Here is a 15796-nt window from a genome sequence, read left to right on the forward strand (position 1 = left end):
GCCGCTTCAACGACCTCCCGCGGACGGCGCCTCCTGAACCGGCGCTGGCGTTCCGCCGCCCGGGCCGGCGAGGAAGCTGCGGATGGCGCCCTCCCAGCGCACGGGGTCGGCGTTCCAGAGCCTCGTGTGGTGGGCGAGCCGGAACAGCTCCAGGCGGACCAGGTCGGGGCGTTCGGCCGCGAGTCGACGGGAGCCCGAGACCGGCGCCCAGTCGTCGTCGTCGCTGTGCAGCACCAGGATCGGCAGGGTCAGCTCCCCCGCCCGGGCCACGAAGTCGAGCCGCCCCAAGTCGATCGGCTCGTCCTGGCCGGTCAGCAGCCCGCCCCAGCGTGACGAGATGAGCGCCAGCACACCGCGCTTGACCGGACCGGGCAGGCTCATCGACTCGCCGCGGCGCAGCAGGGTCTCGGTCCAGTCGATGACCGGCGACTCCAGGATCACGCCGGTCAGCACCGACGCGATGCGCGATCGGGTCGACGCCTGCAGCGCGATCGCCCCGCCCATCGACCAGCCCATCAGCACGATCTGCTGCGCGCCCCGGTCGAGTGCCGCGAGCATCGCCGACTCCACGTCGAGCCACTCGGTGTCGCCGAGCGCGTAGCGGCGGTCGGCGGACTGCGGCGCCTCGCCGTCGTTGCGGTAGGAGATCAGCAGGCAGGAGTAGCCGGCCGACCGCAGCACCGGCACAGCGCGCAGCACCTCCTGCCGCACCGTCGCCCGGCCGTGCACCAGGACGGCCCACCGGTGGCTGTCGTGCTCAGGGGCGCCGTGCTCGGGGGTCTCGGCGGGGATCACCCAGGCGGGAGCGGCGCCGAGCGTGGTCTGGATGCGCACCTCCTCGAACGGCACGCCGAGGTCGGCGGGCGAGCGATACACCCACCCGTTGAACCGGCCGAGCCGCGCCTCGGCGATGTCGCCGGAGTCGACCTGCAGCAGCTCGCGCACCACGCCGCCGCTCGTGCGCTCCAGCACCTCGCCGATGCGCGCATGCCCTGCTCCGCCGTCGAACCAGAAGCTGTAACGGCCCGGCAGCACGGAGTCGGCGGTGATCGCGAACCGGATGCGGTGGACGGCCGGCTGCACCTGCAGCACCGCGGTGTCCTCCCGCCGGCGCTTCGGCGGCATCACCACCCGACGGGCGACGGAGGTGGTGACCGCGCCGGCGAAGACGGCTCCGGCGATCACGACGCCGCCCGCCGCGATCGCACTGGCCGCCGCGGTCCGCACGGCGGCGGTGCTGAGCCGGACCACGATCGCGGGACCCCCCTCGCGCGACGCACGCGTCTGAGCGACTAAGCGAGTTCGTCGGCGTCCTGCGGCCGCACAGCAGGAGCGGCGCGGCGCTGCTCGACGGTAGCAGAGGGCCGTAGGCTCGTCGGCGTGTCGAGCGGTCACGTGCGCCCGGTCTCGGCCCCGTTCGAGGCCGCGAAGACCTCCATCCGCGGCGCGACGCTGCGCTCCGACTTGACGGTGAGCGAGATCGCGGCGCCCACCGAGGTCGCCCCCTACTCCGTGGCCCTGGCCGCCGACGTGCGCGAGCGGGTGCACGGCGAGGATTCCGAACTCGGCACGGGGCGCTTCATCCTGCTGCACGACCCCGCCGGACAGGTGGCGTGGGGCGGCACGTTCCGGGTCGTCTGCTTCGCCCAGGCGCCGCTCGAGACCGACATCGGTACCGACCCGTTCCTGGCGGAGGTGACGTGGTCGTGGCTGAGCGATGCGCTCGACGCGCGAGGCGCCGACTACACCGCCGCCTCCGGCACGGCGACCACGGTCGTCTCGACCGGCTTCGGCGAACTCGCCGACGAGGGCACCGGTGCCAAGGTCGAACTGCGCGCCTCCTGGACGCCCGGCGACGCAGACCTGGCGGCGCACGTTGAGGGCTGGGGCGAGCTGCTCTGCATGCTGGCCGGTCTGCCGCCCGCCGGTGAGGGCGTCGCGCTGCTGCGCCCGGCGGGCAGGGCGTGACCGATTCGGCGGCGGCGGTGGCCGTCGAGGCGGCACCCCTGCCGGACGCGATCCCGGCCGAGCCGCCACGGGTGCTGACGACCCGGGCCGAGTTCGACGACGCCGTCGCCCGGCTCGCCGCCGGACACGGGCCGGTCGCCGTCGACGCCGAGCGGGCATCGGGCTTCCGGTATTCCCAGCGGGCCTACCTGATCCAGCTGCATCGACGGGGAACGGGCACGATACTGCTCGATCCGCCGGCGATCGGCGACTTCTCCGCACTGCAGGCCGCCATCGGCGGGGAGGAGTGGATCCTGCACGCCGCCAGTCAGGATCTGCCCTGCCTGCGCGAGGTGGGGCTGGAGCCCGCGCGCCTGTTCGACACCGAGCTCGGCGCCCGCCTGCTCGGGCTGGAGCGGGTCGGGCTCGGCGCGGTGATCGAACAGCTGCTCGGGCTGCACCTGGCCAAGGAGCACTCGGCCGCCGACTGGTCCACCCGGCCGCTGCCCGCCTCCTGGCTCGTGTATGCCGCGCTGGACGTGGAGCTGCTGGTGGATGCCCGCGACCGCATGCAGGACCTGCTGGTCGAGGCCGGCAAGACGGCGATCGCCGAGCAGGAGTTCGACGCCGTGCTGCACCGCCAGGCGCCGGCGCCGCGCGTCGACCCGTGGCGGCGGCTGTCGGGCCTGCATGTCGTGCGCGGCGGCCGCAACCTGGCGGTCGCCCGCGAGCTGTGGCTGGCCCGCGACGAGTACGCGCGCAGCGTCGATCAGGCTCCTGGGCGCCTGGTGCCGGATGCGTCCCTGGTGGCGGTGGCCCGCACGCCGCCGAGCACCAAGCGGGAACTCGCCGCGATGCGCACCTTCAGCGGACGCGCCAGCCGCACCGAGATCGACCGATGGTGGCATGCGGTCGAGACGGGCCGGTCCACGGATCAGCTGCCGCCCGCCCACGTGCACTCCGACGCTCCTCCGCCGCCCCGCGCCTGGCCGGATCGCAACCCCGACGCCGATCGTCGCCTGCGGGCCGCCCGGGTGGTGCTGTCCGACGTCGCCGAGGGGTTGCACATGCCCTCGGAGAACCTGCTGACGCCCGACACCGTGCGGCGCGTCGCCTGGCATCCGCCGGAGCCGCTGACCGAGCAGAGCCTCGCCGACCTCCTGCGCATGCTGGACGCCCGACCGTGGCAGATCGAGGCGACCACGGGACCGCTCGTCGCGAGCTTCGTGCGGGCCGCTGTGCCCGAGGAGCCGACGACCGAGCCGACGACCGAGCCGCCGCCCGTCCCTCCACAGGACGCCGAGTTGTAGCTCTGCCCCCACGGATTTGGTCCGCCGCCGGGGAGCGCGCAGGATCGATTCCGGTGTGCGCGAGGGCGCGCGGAAGCACGGAGCAGTTCCATGACCGAACGGTCTGAAGTGGTGTTCGTCGACGGGGTCCGCACTCCGTTCGGGCGCGCGGGCGAGAAGGGGATGTACTGGGGGACGCGAGCGGACGACCTGGTCGTGAAGGCCATGGTCGGCCTGCTGGAGCGCAACCCGCAGCTGCCGAAGGACCGCGTCGACGACGTGGCGATCGCGGCGACGACGCAGCAGGGCGACCAGGGGCTGACCCTCGGGCGCACCGCGGCACTGCTTGCGGGGCTGCCGAGGAGCGTCCCCGGATATGCCATCGACCGCATGTGCGCCGGCGCGATGACGAGCGTCACCACGGTCGCCGGAGCGATCGGCTTCGGCGCCTACGACGTCGCGATCGCCGGCGGGGTGGAGCACATGGGCCACCACCCGATGGGCTTCGACGCCGACCCGAACCCGCGGTTCGTCAGCGAGAAGCTGGTGAGCAGCGAGGCGCTCGTGATGGGTGCGACGGCCGAGCGCATCCACGACCGGTTCCCCGCGCTGACGAAGGAGCGCTCCGACCGGTACGCGATGCGCTCGCAGGTGAAGGCGCAGGCCGCCTACGACGCCGGCAAGATCCAGCCCGACCTGATCCCCGTCGCGACCCGCACCGATCACGGTTGGGGGCTCGCCGTGAAGGACGAGGTGATGCGACCCGGAACGACGATGGAAGGGCTCGCGGAGCTGCGCACGCCGTTCCGGCCGCACGGCCGCATCACGGCCGGCAACGCGGCGGGCCTGAACGACGGCGCGACCGCGTCGATCATCGCCAGCGAGACCGCCGCCCAGGACCTCGGCCTGCCGGTCAAGATGCGCCTCGTCAGCTTCGCGTTCGCGGGCGTCGAGCCGGAGGTGATGGGCATCGGTCCCGTCCCCTCCACCGAGAAGGCATTGAAGAAGGCGGGCCTGTCGATCGAGGACATCGGCCTGTTCGAGTTGAACGAGGCGTTCGCCGTGCAGGTGCTGAGCCTGCTCGACCACTTCGGCATCGACGACGACGATCCGCGGGTCAACCCCTGGGGCGGCGCGATCGCATACGGCCATCCGCTCGCCTCCTCCGGCGTGCGGCTGATGGTGCAGCTGGCCAGGCAGTTCGAGGAGCACCCCGAGGTGCGGTACGGCCTGACCGCGATGTGCATCGGGCTCGGCCAAGGCGGCAGCGTCATCTGGGAGAACCCGCACTTCACCAAGAAGGCGGCCCGTACGGCCGACAAGCAGGCGCGCTCATGACCGCCACCGGCACCGGCACCTTCGCCGCCGACGCCTCCGCCGGCACCTCCTCCGCACTGGCCGACCTGTCGAGCGACGAGGTCGTCACCAAGGCGTACAGCACCGATCTGACGCTGCCGAGCGGCGGCACCCTGGTGCTGGTCACGCTGGACAACGGTCGCGACCACCGGCGGCCGAACACGCTCGGGCCGCGCAGTCTGCTCGCGCTGGAGGCCGCGCTGCTCGCTGCGAAGGCCCGTGCCGCGACCGGGGAGATCGCCGCGCTCGCGATCACCGGCAAGCCGTTCATCCTGGCGGCGGGAGCCGACCTCAGCCAGGTCGGTTCCATCCCCGACCGGGCGACCGCCAAGCAGCTCGCGCAGCTCGGCCACCGCGTCTTCTCCCTGCTGCACGACTTCGGCGTGCCGACCTTCGTCTTCATCAACGGACTGGCGCTCGGCGGCGGCCTGGAGGTGGCGCTGAACGCCGACTACCGCACCATCGACGCCGCCGTGTCGGCGATCGCGCTCCCCGAGGTGTCGCTCGGCATCATCCCCGGCTGGGGCGGCTCCACGCTGCTGCCGAACCTGATCGGCATCGAGCAGGCGCTCACCGTGATCATCGAGAACCCCCTGCGGCAGCGGACCCTCGACGCGGTGACCGCCCACCGCCTGGGTATCGCGGATGCGCTGCTGCCGTCGGCCACGTTCCTCGAGTCGTCCGTCCGCTGGGCGGACGACGTCGTGACGGGACGCACGACCGTGACGCGGCCGAACGTGCCCGGTCGGCTGGAGCGGCTGGCCAAGTGGGATGCGGCCATCGGCATCGCCCGCAAGCGCCTGGAGTCGCGGATCGGCACCGTGCCGCAGGCGCCCTACCGCGCGCTCGACCTGCTGAAGGGTGCCAAGAAGGCGACGGACGCGGCGGGCATCGCCGCCGGGTTCGCCGCCGAGGACGAGGCGCTCGCCGACCTGATCGCCGGCGACCAGTTCGCCGCCAGCATCTACGCGTTCGACCTGACCCAGAAGCGGGCCCGCAAACCCGCCGGAGCCCCCGACCCGGCGCTGTCGAGGCCGGTCGGCAAGGTGGGAGTGATCGGCGCCGGCCTGATGGCGGCGCAGTTGGCCCTGCTGTTCGCCCGCCGCCTGCGGGTCCCGGTGGTCATCACCGATCTGGACCAGGAACGGGTCGACAAGGGTCTCGGGTATGTCCGTGGCGAGGTCGCGAAGCTGCTCGCGAAGGGCCGCATCTCCCCCGACGAGTCGAACCGGCTGACCGCCTCCGTCACCGGCACCGTGGCGATCGCCGACTTCGCCGACTGCGACTGGGTGATCGAGGCGGTGTTCGAAGAGCTCGGCGTCAAGCAGACGGTTTTCGCGAGCGTCGAACCGCACCTCGCCCCCGAGGCCGTGCTGGCCACGAACACCTCCTCGCTGTCCGTGGAGCAGATCGGCGCGAAGCTCGCGCACCCGGAACGGCTGGTCGGTTTCCACTTCTTCAACCCGGTCGCCGTGCTGCCGCTGGTCGAGGTGGTGCATGCGCCCGCGACCGACGAGCAGACCCTGTCCACCGCGATGGTGGTCGCCCAGAAGCTGAAGAAGAACGCCGTGATCGTGCAGGACGCGCCGGGGTTCGTCGTCAACCGCATCCTGGCCAAGGTGCTGGGCGAGGCGATGCACGCCGTCGACACCGGCACGCCGTTCCCGGTCGTCGACCACGCCCTCGACCCCTTCGGCCTGCCGATGAGCCCGTTCGAGCTGCTCGACCTCGTCGGCCTGCGGGTGGGTGCGCACGTGCTCGACACCCACCACGCCGCCTTCCCCGACCGGTTCTTCGACTCCGCGAACCTGCACGCGCTGGCGGAGCGGGGCACGCTGCTGACGAAGGACTCCGACGGCCGGGCGACCGGCTTCGACAAGGGCGCCGTCGCGCTCGTTGCAAAGTCCGTGCCGAAGGGGGCGACGGCGCTGACCGGCGAGCAGATCCTGGAGCGGGTGCAGACCGGCCTGGCCGACGAGATCCACCGGATGCTCGAGGACAAGGTCGTGTCGGCACCGGAGGACGTCGACCTGTGCCTGATCCTGGGCGCCGGCTACCCGTTCCAGGCCGGCGGCATCACGCCCTACCTGGACCGGGTCGGGGCCTCGCAGCGGGCGTTCGGCGACACCTTCCACCAGCCGCCGATCGAGGGCGTCGGAGACCGCTGACCCGTCTGCCCAGATCCGCGACATCTGCCGCTGAGCGCGCATCCGCAGATGACGCGAATCTCGTCAGAAGGTGACGAGGCGGAACGCGGATGAGTAGTCGGCGATCGTGACGCGCGGGCGCTCGGGTGTCACGCCGATGCGCGCGAGGATGGGGCACAGCTGCACCGTGCTGCCGGACTCGCGGTACCCCCACCGGGCGAGCAGTGGCACCTGGAGACGGACGCGGTCCTCCCGCCACTTCTCCGCGATCACCGCGTCGGCCGCCCCGGAGGACGCCATTGCGGCATCACGGTACTTCTTCTCCCCGTCGACCTCCCCACCGGCGGGCACCCACGGGAATCCGAAGTCGAGGCGGCCCGCGAGGCCGCGACGGTCGGCGACCCGCCACTGCAGCACCGGCGGTCGGATGCCGATCCGCAGCATCGTGACGCGAGCCCTGGACTCGGCGGCGGATTCCGCCTCGGCCCGGGCGAACGCGACGACCTGCTGAGCGCGCCGCCAGCCCCGCCGACCTGCCGCACCCGCGGCGCCCTCCTGCAGCGCTGCCTCGGGACATCCGGCATGCAGTGAGCCGTCCGCGATGACGACCCCGGCCTCGAAGGGCGAGGCGAGCGCGACATCGACGACCGTGCGGGGTACCGCGGTCGCCCGGAGCGTGCCGACGACGATCGTCTCCCCGACGTCCAGTGGCGCAACGTGACTGCCGACGCCCACGCTCCCTCGTCGAGCGGGATCCTGCACCGTCACGTGCACCCGGTCGAGGTGCTGCCCGAGCGTGGGCAGACCGTGGAGCACTGCCGCCGACCAGTGCGAGAACTGCGGAGGCTCCGGAGCCACGGCTGCGAGGGCGCGCATGGCGACGACGTGGCTCCCCTCGACTGTCAGCGCCTTGTACCCTTCACGCTCCACGTACACGCCGGGACGCACGCGATGAAGCAGGCCGCGCACGCAGTCGCGAGCGAGCGAGCGGCGCTCCAGATCGAGCGCCTGCTCACGGACGACGAGCAGTTCCAGGCTCCAGGGGTTCATGGCGGGACATCCTGACCCGGTCGCTCCATCCCGGGAGGACCTGCGTCCCTGATGTGGACAACTCCGGCTTGTGGAGGAGCGGATCGCGAACCCGGACGGGAGCACGCCTGCCCAGATTCTGGTCGTCTGCCCCTGCGCGCGCTCCCGCAGATGACGCAAATCGGGGCAGACGCGGTCAGTGGGGGGTGCGCGTGTCCACCGGGCGTGCGGCCGGCAGCTTGGCGCCGGCCAGTTGGTCGAGGATGTCCGCGGCGATCTGGCTGGCCTCCAGGCCCGCGTCGGCGAGCAGTTCGCCTCGTTCACCGTGCGGGAGGAACGCGTCGGGTAGGCCCACCTCGTTCAGGGCGGTATCGACGCCGGCCGCGCGCAGGTCCTGTCGCAGCCGTGTGCCGATGCCGCCGACTCGCACCCCGTCCTCGATCGTCACCACCAGTCGGTGCAGCGCCGCGCACTCGATGAGGCTGCCCGGGATCGGGACGACCCAGCGGGGGTCGAGCACGGTCGTGCCGACGTCCCGCTCCGCAAGCAGGTCGGCGACGTCGAGGGCGACCTGCGCCATGACTCCGACGGCGACGAGCAGCACGTCGGTGCGCTTGGCCCGACGCAGCACGTCGACTCCGTCGTCGAACCGCTCCAACGCCGGGATGTCGGCCGGGACGCTGCCCTTCGGCAGGCGGAGCACGGTCGGCGCGTCCTGCACCGCGACCGCCTCGGCGAGCTCCTCATCGAGCGTCGCGCCGTCGCGCGGGGACGCCAGGCGGATACCGGGGATGATCTGCAGCATCGCGAGGTCCCACATACCGTGGTGGCTGGCCCCGTCCGGGCCGGTGATGCCCGCGCGGTGCAGCACGAAGGTGACGCCGGCGCGATGCAGGGCCACATCCATCAGCACCTGGTCGAACGCGCGACCCAGGAACGTCGCGTACACGGCGATCACCGGATGCAGGCCGCCGAACGCCAGCCCTGCGGCGCTGGTGGTGGCGTGCTGCTCGGCGATGCCGACATCGATGACCCGCTCCGGGAAACGGGCGGCGAGCTTGGCGAAGCCGACCGGACGCAGCATCGCCGCGGTGATGCCGACGATCCGCCGGTCCGCCTCCGCCAGCTGGAGCAGCCGGTCGCCGAACGCGTCGGCCCAGTCGATCTTGCCGGCGCGCGTGCCGAGCGGCGATCCGGTCTCGGGATCGATGACGCCGACGCCGTGGAAGTGGTCGGCGTCGTCGGCGATCGCCGGGGCGTACCCGCGGCCCTTCTCGGTGATGACGTGCACCAGAACCGGCAGCTCGTACTGCTTCGCCTGCCGCAGCACGTTCTCGACCGCGGCCTCGTCGTGCCCGTCGACGGGGCCCAGGTACTTGATATCGAGGTTGGAGTACATGCGCTCGTTGCCGACGAAGCGGGCCAGGAAGCCGTGCAGGGCGCCTCGGGTACCGCGCCAGATCGCCCGGCCCGGCCGGCCGAGCCGGTCGAACAGCACCTTGGAGCCCTGGTACATGTCGCGGTAGGTACGGCGGGTGCGCAGCTCGTTCAGGTAGCGGGCGAGTCCACCGATCGTCGGCGCGTAGGAGCGTCCGTTGTCGTTGACGACGATCACCAGCCGGCGGTTGTTGTCGTCGCTGATGTTGTTCAGCGCCTCCCACGTCATCCCACCCGTCAGCGCACCGTCGCCGACCACGGCCACGACGTGCCGGTCGGTCTGCCCGGTCACCTGGTAGGCGCGCGAGATGCCGTCCGCCCAGGACAGGGACGACGACGCGTGCGAGCTCTCCACGATGTCGTGGATGCTCTCGCTGCGGCTGGGGTAACCCGACAGCCCGCCGGACTGGCGCAGGTGAGAGAAGTCCTGACGGCCCGTGAGCAGCTTGTGCACATACGACTGATGGCCCGTGTCGAAGACGATCGAGTCGTTCGGCGAGTGGAACACGCGGTGGATCGCGATGGTCAGCTCCACGACGCCCAGGTTCGGGCCGAGGTGCCCGCCGGTCTTCGCGACCTCGCGGATCAGGAACTGCCGGATCTCGCGGGCGAGTCGTTTCAGCTGCGGCTGGCTCAAGCCGTCCAGGTCGCGAGGACCGCGGATCGACTCCAGGACTCCCATCACGCCGATGGTACCGGGCGGGCGCGGCCCGGGCACGAGGCACTGACCGGAGCCGGACGCGGACTCCAGGCGGTGAGCCGCGTCACGCCACGAGGGACCGGAGGACGAACTGCAGGATGCCCCCGTTGCGGTAGTAGTCCGCCTCACCGGGCGTGTCGATGCGCACGACGGCATCGAACTCGACCGCACTCGTGCCGCTGCCGGACTGCGTCGTCGGCGTTGCGACCACGTGCACCGTCTTCGGTGTGCTGCCCTCGTTCAGCGCGATGACGCCGCTGACGGCGAACTCTTCGGTGCCGGTCAGCCCGAGCGAGTCGGCGCTCTGGCCGGCCGGGAACTGCAGGGGCAGCACGCCCATGCCGATCAGGTTCGAGCGGTGGATGCGCTCGAAGCTCTCGGCGATCACGACGCGGACGCCCAGCAGGTTGGTGCCCTTGGCGGCCCAGTCGCGGGAGGAGCCGGAGCCGTACTCCTTGCCCGCCAGGATCACGAGCGGCACCCCGGCCTCGCGGTAGTGCTCGGCCGCGTCGTAGATGAAGGCCTGCGGCCCGTCCACGAGGGTGAAGTCGCGGGTGTAGCCGCCCTCCACTCCGCTGCCCCCGTTGAACTGCGCGAGCAACTGGTTGCGCAGCCGGATGTTGGCGAACGTACCGCGGATCATCACCTCGTGGTTGCCCCGGCGCGACCCGTACGAGTTGAAGTCGCCGCGCTCCACCCCGTGCTCGGTCAGGTAGCGGCCCGCCGGGCTGTCGAGCTTGATGGAGCCGGCCGGGCTGATGTGGTCGGTCGTGACCGAGTCGCCCAGCTTCGCCAGCACCCGCGCGCCGGCGACATCGGTCACCGGTGTGGTGTCGAGCGTCATCCCGTCGAAGTACGGCGGCTTGCGCACGTAGGTGGACTGCGGGTCCCACTCGAAGGTGGCGCCGGTGGGCGTGGGCAACGTGCGCCAGCGCTCGTCGCCGTCGAAGACGCCCGCGTACTCGTGCTCGAACATCTCGGTGGAGATGGAGGAGTCGATGGTGGCCTGCACCTCGTCGGCGTCCGGCCAGATGTCGCGCAGGTACACGTCGTTGCCGTCCCGGTCGCGGCCGAGCGCGTCGACCTCGAAGTCGAAGTTCATCGACCCGGCCAGCGCGTATGCGATGACGAGCGGCGGCGAGGCCAGGTAGTTCATCTTGACGTCGGGGTTGATGCGGCCCTCGAAGTTGCGGTTGCCCGAGAGCACCGCGGTGACGGCCAGGTCGTTCTGCTGCACCGCGTCGCTGATAGCGGGCTCCAGCGGGCCGGAGTTGCCGATGCAGGTGGTGCAGCCGTAGCCGACCAGGTAGAAGCCCAGATCCTCCAACGCGCCGGTGAGTCCGGCTTTGGCGTAGTAGTCGGTCACGACCTTGGAGCCGGGAGCCAGCGTGGTCTTGACCCACGGCTTGGCCTTCAGGCCCTTGGCGCTGGCGTTCCTGGCGAGCAGGCCCGCCGCGAGCATGACGGAGGGGTTGGAGGTGTTGGTGCAGGAGGTGATGGCCGCGATCGCGACCGCGCCGTGGTCGATCGTGAAGTCGCCCGCCGCTCCGGCCACCTTCGTCGGGTGCGATACGGACGGCGCATGGCTGATCGCCGCGGTTCGGCTCTGGCCCGGGAAGCTGGTCTCAGGCGCCGCCTGCTCGTCGCCGCGGTGCTCGTCCTGATCGGTGAGCGCGACGGGGTCGGAGGCGGGGAACGTGCCCTCGACGGCGACGTCGACCTTGGTGGTGCCCCCGATCGCGTAGTCGGCCAGGTCGTGCTCGAACTGGCCCTTGGCCACGGACAACTCGATGCGGTCCTGGGGGCGGCGCGGACCGGCGATGGAGGGGACCACAGTCGACAGGTCGAGCTCGAGGTACTCGCTGTAGTCGCTCTCGCGCGACGGGTCGTGCCACAGCGACTGGCGCTTGGCGTACGCCTCGACCAGAGCGACCTGGTGCGGCTCGCGGCCGGTCAGCCGCAGGTAGTCCAGGGTGACGTCGTCGATGGGGAAGATCGCCGCCGTCGAGCCGAACTCCGGGCTCATGTTGCCGATGGTGGCGCGGTTGGCCAGCGGAACGGCGCCGACGCCGTCGCCGTAGAACTCCACGAACTTGCCGACCACGCCGTGCTTGCGCAGCATCTGGGTGATCGTGAGCACCACGTCGGTCGCGGTGACGCCCGTGGGGATCGCGCCGGACAGCTTGAAGCCGACCACCTTGGGGATGAGCATCGACACCGGCTGGCCCAGCATCGCGGCCTCGGCCTCGATGCCGCCGACGCCCCAGCCGAGCACGCCCAGTCCGTTGACCATCGTCGTGTGCGAGTCGGTACCGACCAGGGTGTCCGGGTACGCCTGCAACGCTCCCTCGACCGTGCGCGTGTAGGTGACGCGCGCGAGGTGCTCGATGTTCACCTGGTGGACGATGCCGGTGCCCGGCGGCACCACCTTGAAGTCGTCGAAGGCGGTCTGCCCCCAGCGCAGGAACTGATACCGCTCACCGTTGCGCTCGTACTCGATCTCGACGTTGCGCTCGAACGCGTCGGGGGTGCCGAACAGATCGGCGATGACGGAGTGGTCGATCACGAGCTCGGCGGGCGCAAGCGGATTGATGCGGGTCGGGTCGCCACCGAGCGTGCCGACCGCCTCGCGCATGGTGGCCAGATCGACGATGCAGGGCACGCCGGTGAAGTCCTGCATGACGACGCGGGCTGGCGTGAACTGGATCTCCGTGTCGGGCTCCGCCGACGGCACCCACGACCCCAGCGCACGGATCTGCGCCTGGGTGACGTTCTTGCCGTCCTCGGTGCGCAGCAGGTTCTCCAGCAGCACCTTGAGGCTGAACGGCAGCCGCTCCGAGCCGGGAACCGACTCGATGAGGAAGACCTCGTACTCGGTGTCCTCGACGCCGAGCACCGCCTTCGCCCCGAAGCTGTTGACCGCCGCCATCACGACCTCCGTTTCGACCCCGGTGGCCCTCCGCTCTTGGTAGCCGTGTGGATGACACGGGTACGGCGAGGGCGTGGCCGAGGCGCGTTCACGATACATCCGGGGCCGGACGGCGCCGGTACACGGACTGCACCGCCAGCAGCGTGACGACGAGCACCGGGGCGTAGAGCGGCACGCCGAGGACCAGGCGCACCCAGGCCAGCCGAACGGTCGTGGCCTCGCCGAGTGCCAGGTAGAGCGGCACCTCCACCAGCAGGCGGACGGCGAACAAGCCGAGCCAGAGGATGGTCAGCCAGGTGAACAGCCGGCGTTTGACGGGGTCCGCACGCCAGGCCGATCCCTCCCGCAGCAGCGCGCCGACGAGCACGCCGATCAGCGGCCAGCCGACCAGCAGGCTGATCAGCATGGCCACGCCGTAGCCGCCGTTCAGCAGGATGCCGGGCAGGAACGCGGCGCTCGCGCGGCCGGTGACGAGCGCCAGCACGGCCGAGACGACGAGGGCGAACAGGCCGCCGACAGCGGAGCTCGGCTGCTGGTGGCGAATGAGGCGGTAGGCGAGGAACAGCAGGCCCAGCACCACGGGGACGACGACGGCGGGCGCGATCTGGCGGGTCAGGGTGAAGAGGACCAGGAACGCGAGCGAGGGGACGATGCCCTCCACGATCCCGAGCGGTCCGCCGATGCCGGCCAGCAGCCCGCCGAGGCGCAGCTGCTCTCCTGCGGCGGCGGCTCGCAGGGCGGCCCCGGCGCCGTCCGAGTCCCGATCGGGCTGAGGGTCACGGCCGGGCTGGGCGTCCCGGCCGGGCTGGGGATCCTCCGCCGGACCGGTCACGCCTCGAGCGTGCGGTAGGCGTTGTCGGGGGCCGGACCGGTCGCCTCCGCCGTCGCGTCCGGCGGCATGCGCAGCGGGATCAGATCGCGGGGCGGCATGGGGGCGGTGCCGCGCACGACGACGACGCTGCGGAAGAGCTCCTCGATCTGCTGCGCCGCCGCCGCGTCGACGGCGCCGTCGCCGGAGATGACGCCGCGCAGGAACCAGCGCGGGCCGTCCACGCCGACGAACCGGGCGATGCGGGACACCGGCGGCCCGCCGCGCTCGGCCTGCGCCGGCACCTGCGCGATCAGCTCGGGGCCGAACGGACCGTCGACCAGCCTGGTCGTGCCGCCCTGCCGCAGGATCTGCTCGTTGATCTGCTCCCGGATCTCATGCCAGATGCCGCTGGAGCGCGGCGCGGCGAAGGGCTGCACCTGCAGGCTGGAGCCCTCGATGTCGAGGCCGACGGCGACGACCCGGCCGGTGCCCTCCTCCACCTCCAGGCGCAGGTGCAGACCGTCGCGCGGGACGATCTTCACGCCCCCGAGGTCGACGTAGGGGCGCACCTGGTTCGCTTCGTCGTCGTCGAGTGGACCGTTCACCGCCCGGTCCGGCGGTGCGGACTTGGGGTGCTCGGTCGGCATGTCGGTCACAGCGGAGGCTCCTCACGGACGACGGATGCGACGCCGGTGGAGCCGAAGCCGCCGGTGCCGCGATGACTACCCGGCAGTGCGGCGACCGGGACGAGCCGGACCGGCGGCAGCGGCAGGACGATCAGCTGGGCGATGCGATCCCCGACGGACACGTGGAACGCGCTGTCAAGATCGGTGTTCAGCAGGGTGACTCGGATCTCGCCGCGGTAGCCCGCATCGATGGTCCCGGGCGCGTTGACGATCGTGACCCCGTGCCGCGCCGCGAGGCCGCTGCGCGGCACCACGAGACCCACCGTGCCGGCCGGCAGCGCGATCCGCACCCCGGTGCCGATCGTCGCCCGCCCACCCGGAAGTAGGTGCACGGGTTCCGCGGCCGACAGGTCGATGCCGGCGTCGCCCGGGTGGGCCGGCGGCGGCAGGACCGCCCCCTGCACGAGCACCTCGATCATCGCCCCGAGGCTAACGGACCGTGCCGCGTGCGAGCCGGACCCGCGCACCAGCCCGCGCGCGTCTGTTCTGGTCCCGGATCTGTTCTGATTGGGGGGTGCCGACCTTCCGCGAACGCCTCGTGCCGGGTGTCGGCACGCTGCTCGCGGTCTGTCTGCTCGCGCCGGCGACGCTGCTGGTCTTCCTGCCGATCTCGCTGCCGATCGGCATCGTCGCCGCGATCGTGCTGACCGCCGGCGCGATCGCGGGGCTCGTGTTCTCCGCCCCGGTGATCCTCATCGAGCAGGGGGTACTGCACGCCGGCCGCGCCCGTATCGAGGTCGCATTCACGGGGACTCCGGAAGCGTTCCGCGGCGCGGACGCGGTGCGGGCACGGGGTGTGGAACTCGATGCGCGGGCCTGGACCCTGCTGCGCGGCTGGGTGGATCCGGTCCTGCGGATCCCGATCCAGGACGCCGACGATCCGGTGCCCTACTGGGTGGTGTCGACGAGGCGCCCGGCGGCACTCAGCGCGGCCCTCGCCGCCGCCCACACCGCGACCCCCTAGCCCGACGACTCCGTCCACTGGTCCCGACAGCAGGACCAAGCCCCGTGAGCAGGCTGCTGGTCGACCCACGACCTGCCCAAGGGACATTGTCCTGCTGTCGCGCTGGTGGGATAGGGCCGTGAGGGCCGCCTGGGAGGGCCGCTGCAGCAGGTGGGGTCAGGCCTCGCACTCGGCGCAGATGGGGCCGAGTTTGGTCTCGTGGTCGAGCTGTGAGCGGTGCTTCACCAGGAAGCAGCTGACACAGGTGAACTCGTCGGCCTGCGGCGGCAGCACCACCACGTCCAGGTCGAGGTCGGAGAGATCCGCGCCCGGCAGCTCGAAACCGCCGGGGTTGTCGGCGTCGTCCACGTCGACGACACCGGACATCTTGTCCGGCACGCGCTCCTTGAGGGCCTCGATGGAATCGGAGTCGTCCTCGGTCTTGCGCGGGGCGTCGTAGTCGGTCGCCATTGCCATTCCTGTCCGTTGCTATCGCGTCGTGCCGAACGCCCGTGACACGGC

The 15796-nt window shown here is 71.8% G+C and carries 13 protein-coding genes; 5 read left to right on the forward strand and 8 right to left on the reverse strand.

The features are described 5' to 3' along the window. Window positions 1–6: 6 nt before the first annotated feature. The gene (locus ACFE7H_RS05975) at window positions 7–1251 is read right to left on the reverse strand and encodes an alpha/beta hydrolase (protein WP_375400298.1); all 1245 of its coding nucleotides are present in this window, start codon (window positions 1249–1251) and stop codon (window positions 7–9) included. A 129-nt stretch (window positions 1252–1380) separates the two neighbouring features. On the opposite strand from ACFE7H_RS05975, the gene ACFE7H_RS05980 reads away from it, so the two are divergent. The 4 genes from ACFE7H_RS05980 (at window position 1381) to ACFE7H_RS05995 (ending at window position 6760) form a co-directional block, all read left to right on the forward strand. After that, the gene (locus tag ACFE7H_RS05980) at window positions 1381–1968 is read left to right on the forward strand and encodes a DUF3000 domain-containing protein (protein ID WP_375400299.1); all 588 of its coding nucleotides are present in this window, start codon (window positions 1381–1383) and stop codon (window positions 1966–1968) included. A 50-nt stretch (window positions 1969–2018) separates the two neighbouring features. After that, window positions 2019–3257: an HRDC domain-containing protein gene (locus ACFE7H_RS05985; RefSeq protein WP_375400378.1), complete on the forward strand. Its 1239-nt coding sequence runs from the start codon at window positions 2019–2021 to the stop codon at window positions 3255–3257. Window positions 3258–3347: 90 nt separating this feature from the next. Then, window positions 3348–4574, forward strand: a complete 1227-nt coding sequence (locus tag ACFE7H_RS05990; RefSeq protein ID WP_375400300.1) for a thiolase family protein — start codon at window positions 3348–3350, stop codon at window positions 4572–4574. Next, window positions 4571–6760, forward strand: a complete 2190-nt coding sequence (locus ACFE7H_RS05995; protein ID WP_375400301.1) for a 3-hydroxyacyl-CoA dehydrogenase NAD-binding domain-containing protein — start codon at window positions 4571–4573, stop codon at window positions 6758–6760. The genes ACFE7H_RS05990 and ACFE7H_RS05995 overlap by 4 nt, the downstream gene beginning before the upstream one ends. A gap of 63 nt (window positions 6761–6823) precedes the next feature. Here the strand turns inward: ACFE7H_RS05995 and ACFE7H_RS06000 are convergent, their stop codons facing one another. The 6 genes from ACFE7H_RS06000 to dut all read right to left on the reverse strand — a co-directional run bounded on the left by ACFE7H_RS06000 (window position 6824) and on the right by dut (window position 14750). After that, on the reverse strand, window positions 6824–7789 hold the full coding sequence (locus ACFE7H_RS06000; RefSeq protein ID WP_375400302.1) for a hypothetical protein: 966 nt from the start codon (window positions 7787–7789) through the stop codon (window positions 6824–6826). Window positions 7790–7964: 175 nt separating this feature from the next. Next, the gene (gene dxs, locus ACFE7H_RS06005; RefSeq protein WP_375400303.1) at window positions 7965–9887 is read right to left on the reverse strand and encodes a 1-deoxy-D-xylulose-5-phosphate synthase; all 1923 of its coding nucleotides are present in this window, start codon (window positions 9885–9887) and stop codon (window positions 7965–7967) included. An 82-nt stretch (window positions 9888–9969) separates the two neighbouring features. Next, entirely contained in the window at window positions 9970–12834 is a 2865-nt protein-coding gene (gene acnA, locus ACFE7H_RS06010) for an aconitate hydratase AcnA (RefSeq protein WP_375400304.1), read from the reverse strand. A gap of 88 nt (window positions 12835–12922) precedes the next feature. Further along, window positions 12923–13666, reverse strand: coding sequence for a DUF3159 domain-containing protein (locus ACFE7H_RS06015; RefSeq protein WP_375400305.1), 744 nt, complete (start codon window positions 13664–13666; stop codon window positions 12923–12925). Beyond that, window positions 13663–14292, reverse strand: a complete 630-nt coding sequence (locus tag ACFE7H_RS06020) for a DUF3710 domain-containing protein (RefSeq protein WP_375400379.1) — start codon at window positions 14290–14292, stop codon at window positions 13663–13665. Before ACFE7H_RS06020 ends, ACFE7H_RS06015 begins: the two co-directional genes overlap by 4 nt. A gap of 5 nt (window positions 14293–14297) precedes the next feature. Continuing rightward, window positions 14298–14750 carry a dUTP diphosphatase gene (gene dut, locus ACFE7H_RS06025; protein WP_375400306.1) on the reverse strand — a complete coding sequence of 151 codons (453 nt, stop codon included), beginning with the start codon at window positions 14748–14750 and terminating at the stop codon, window positions 14298–14300. Between the two features lie 95 nt (window positions 14751–14845). On the opposite strand from dut, the gene ACFE7H_RS06030 reads away from it, so the two are divergent. Then, a complete protein-coding gene (locus ACFE7H_RS06030; protein ID WP_375400307.1) occupies window positions 14846–15295 on the forward strand; it encodes a DUF3093 domain-containing protein in 450 nt (149 codons plus the stop codon). 156 nt (window positions 15296–15451) lie between these two features. Here ACFE7H_RS06030 and ACFE7H_RS06035 read toward each other — a convergent pair whose 3' ends face one another. Further along, entirely contained in the window at window positions 15452–15745 is a 294-nt protein-coding gene (locus ACFE7H_RS06035) for a DUF4193 domain-containing protein (protein ID WP_375400308.1), read from the reverse strand. Window positions 15746–15796: the final 51 nt, after the last annotated feature.

It is taken from the genome of uncultured Amnibacterium sp., assembly GCF_964250715.1.
Taxonomy (GTDB): domain Bacteria; phylum Actinomycetota; class Actinomycetes; order Actinomycetales; family Microbacteriaceae; genus Amnibacterium.

Excerpts from the sequence above, each read along its gene's own strand:
- ACFE7H_RS06020 (WP_375400379.1), bottom strand. The coding sequence starts at position 14,292 with ATGCCGACCGAGCACCCCAAGTCCGCACCGCCGGACCGGGCGGTGAAC.
- ACFE7H_RS06000 (WP_375400302.1), bottom strand. The coding sequence starts at position 7,789 with ATGAACCCCTGGAGCCTGGAACTGCTCGTCGTCCGTGAGCAGGCGCTC.
- ACFE7H_RS06035 (WP_375400308.1), bottom strand. The coding sequence starts at position 15,745 with ATGGCGACCGACTACGACGCCCCGCGCAAGACCGAGGACGACTCCGAT.
- ACFE7H_RS05990 (WP_375400300.1), top strand. The coding sequence starts at position 3,348 with ATGACCGAACGGTCTGAAGTGGTGTTCGTCGACGGGGTCCGCACTCCG.
- ACFE7H_RS05995 (WP_375400301.1), top strand. The coding sequence starts at position 4,571 with ATGACCGCCACCGGCACCGGCACCTTCGCCGCCGACGCCTCCGCCGGC.
- acnA (WP_375400304.1), bottom strand. The coding sequence starts at position 12,834 with ATGGCGGCGGTCAACAGCTTCGGGGCGAAGGCGGTGCTCGGCGTCGAG.
- dxs (WP_375400303.1), bottom strand. The coding sequence starts at position 9,887 with ATGGGAGTCCTGGAGTCGATCCGCGGTCCTCGCGACCTGGACGGCTTG.
- dut (WP_375400306.1), bottom strand. The coding sequence starts at position 14,750 with ATGATCGAGGTGCTCGTGCAGGGGGCGGTCCTGCCGCCGCCGGCCCAC.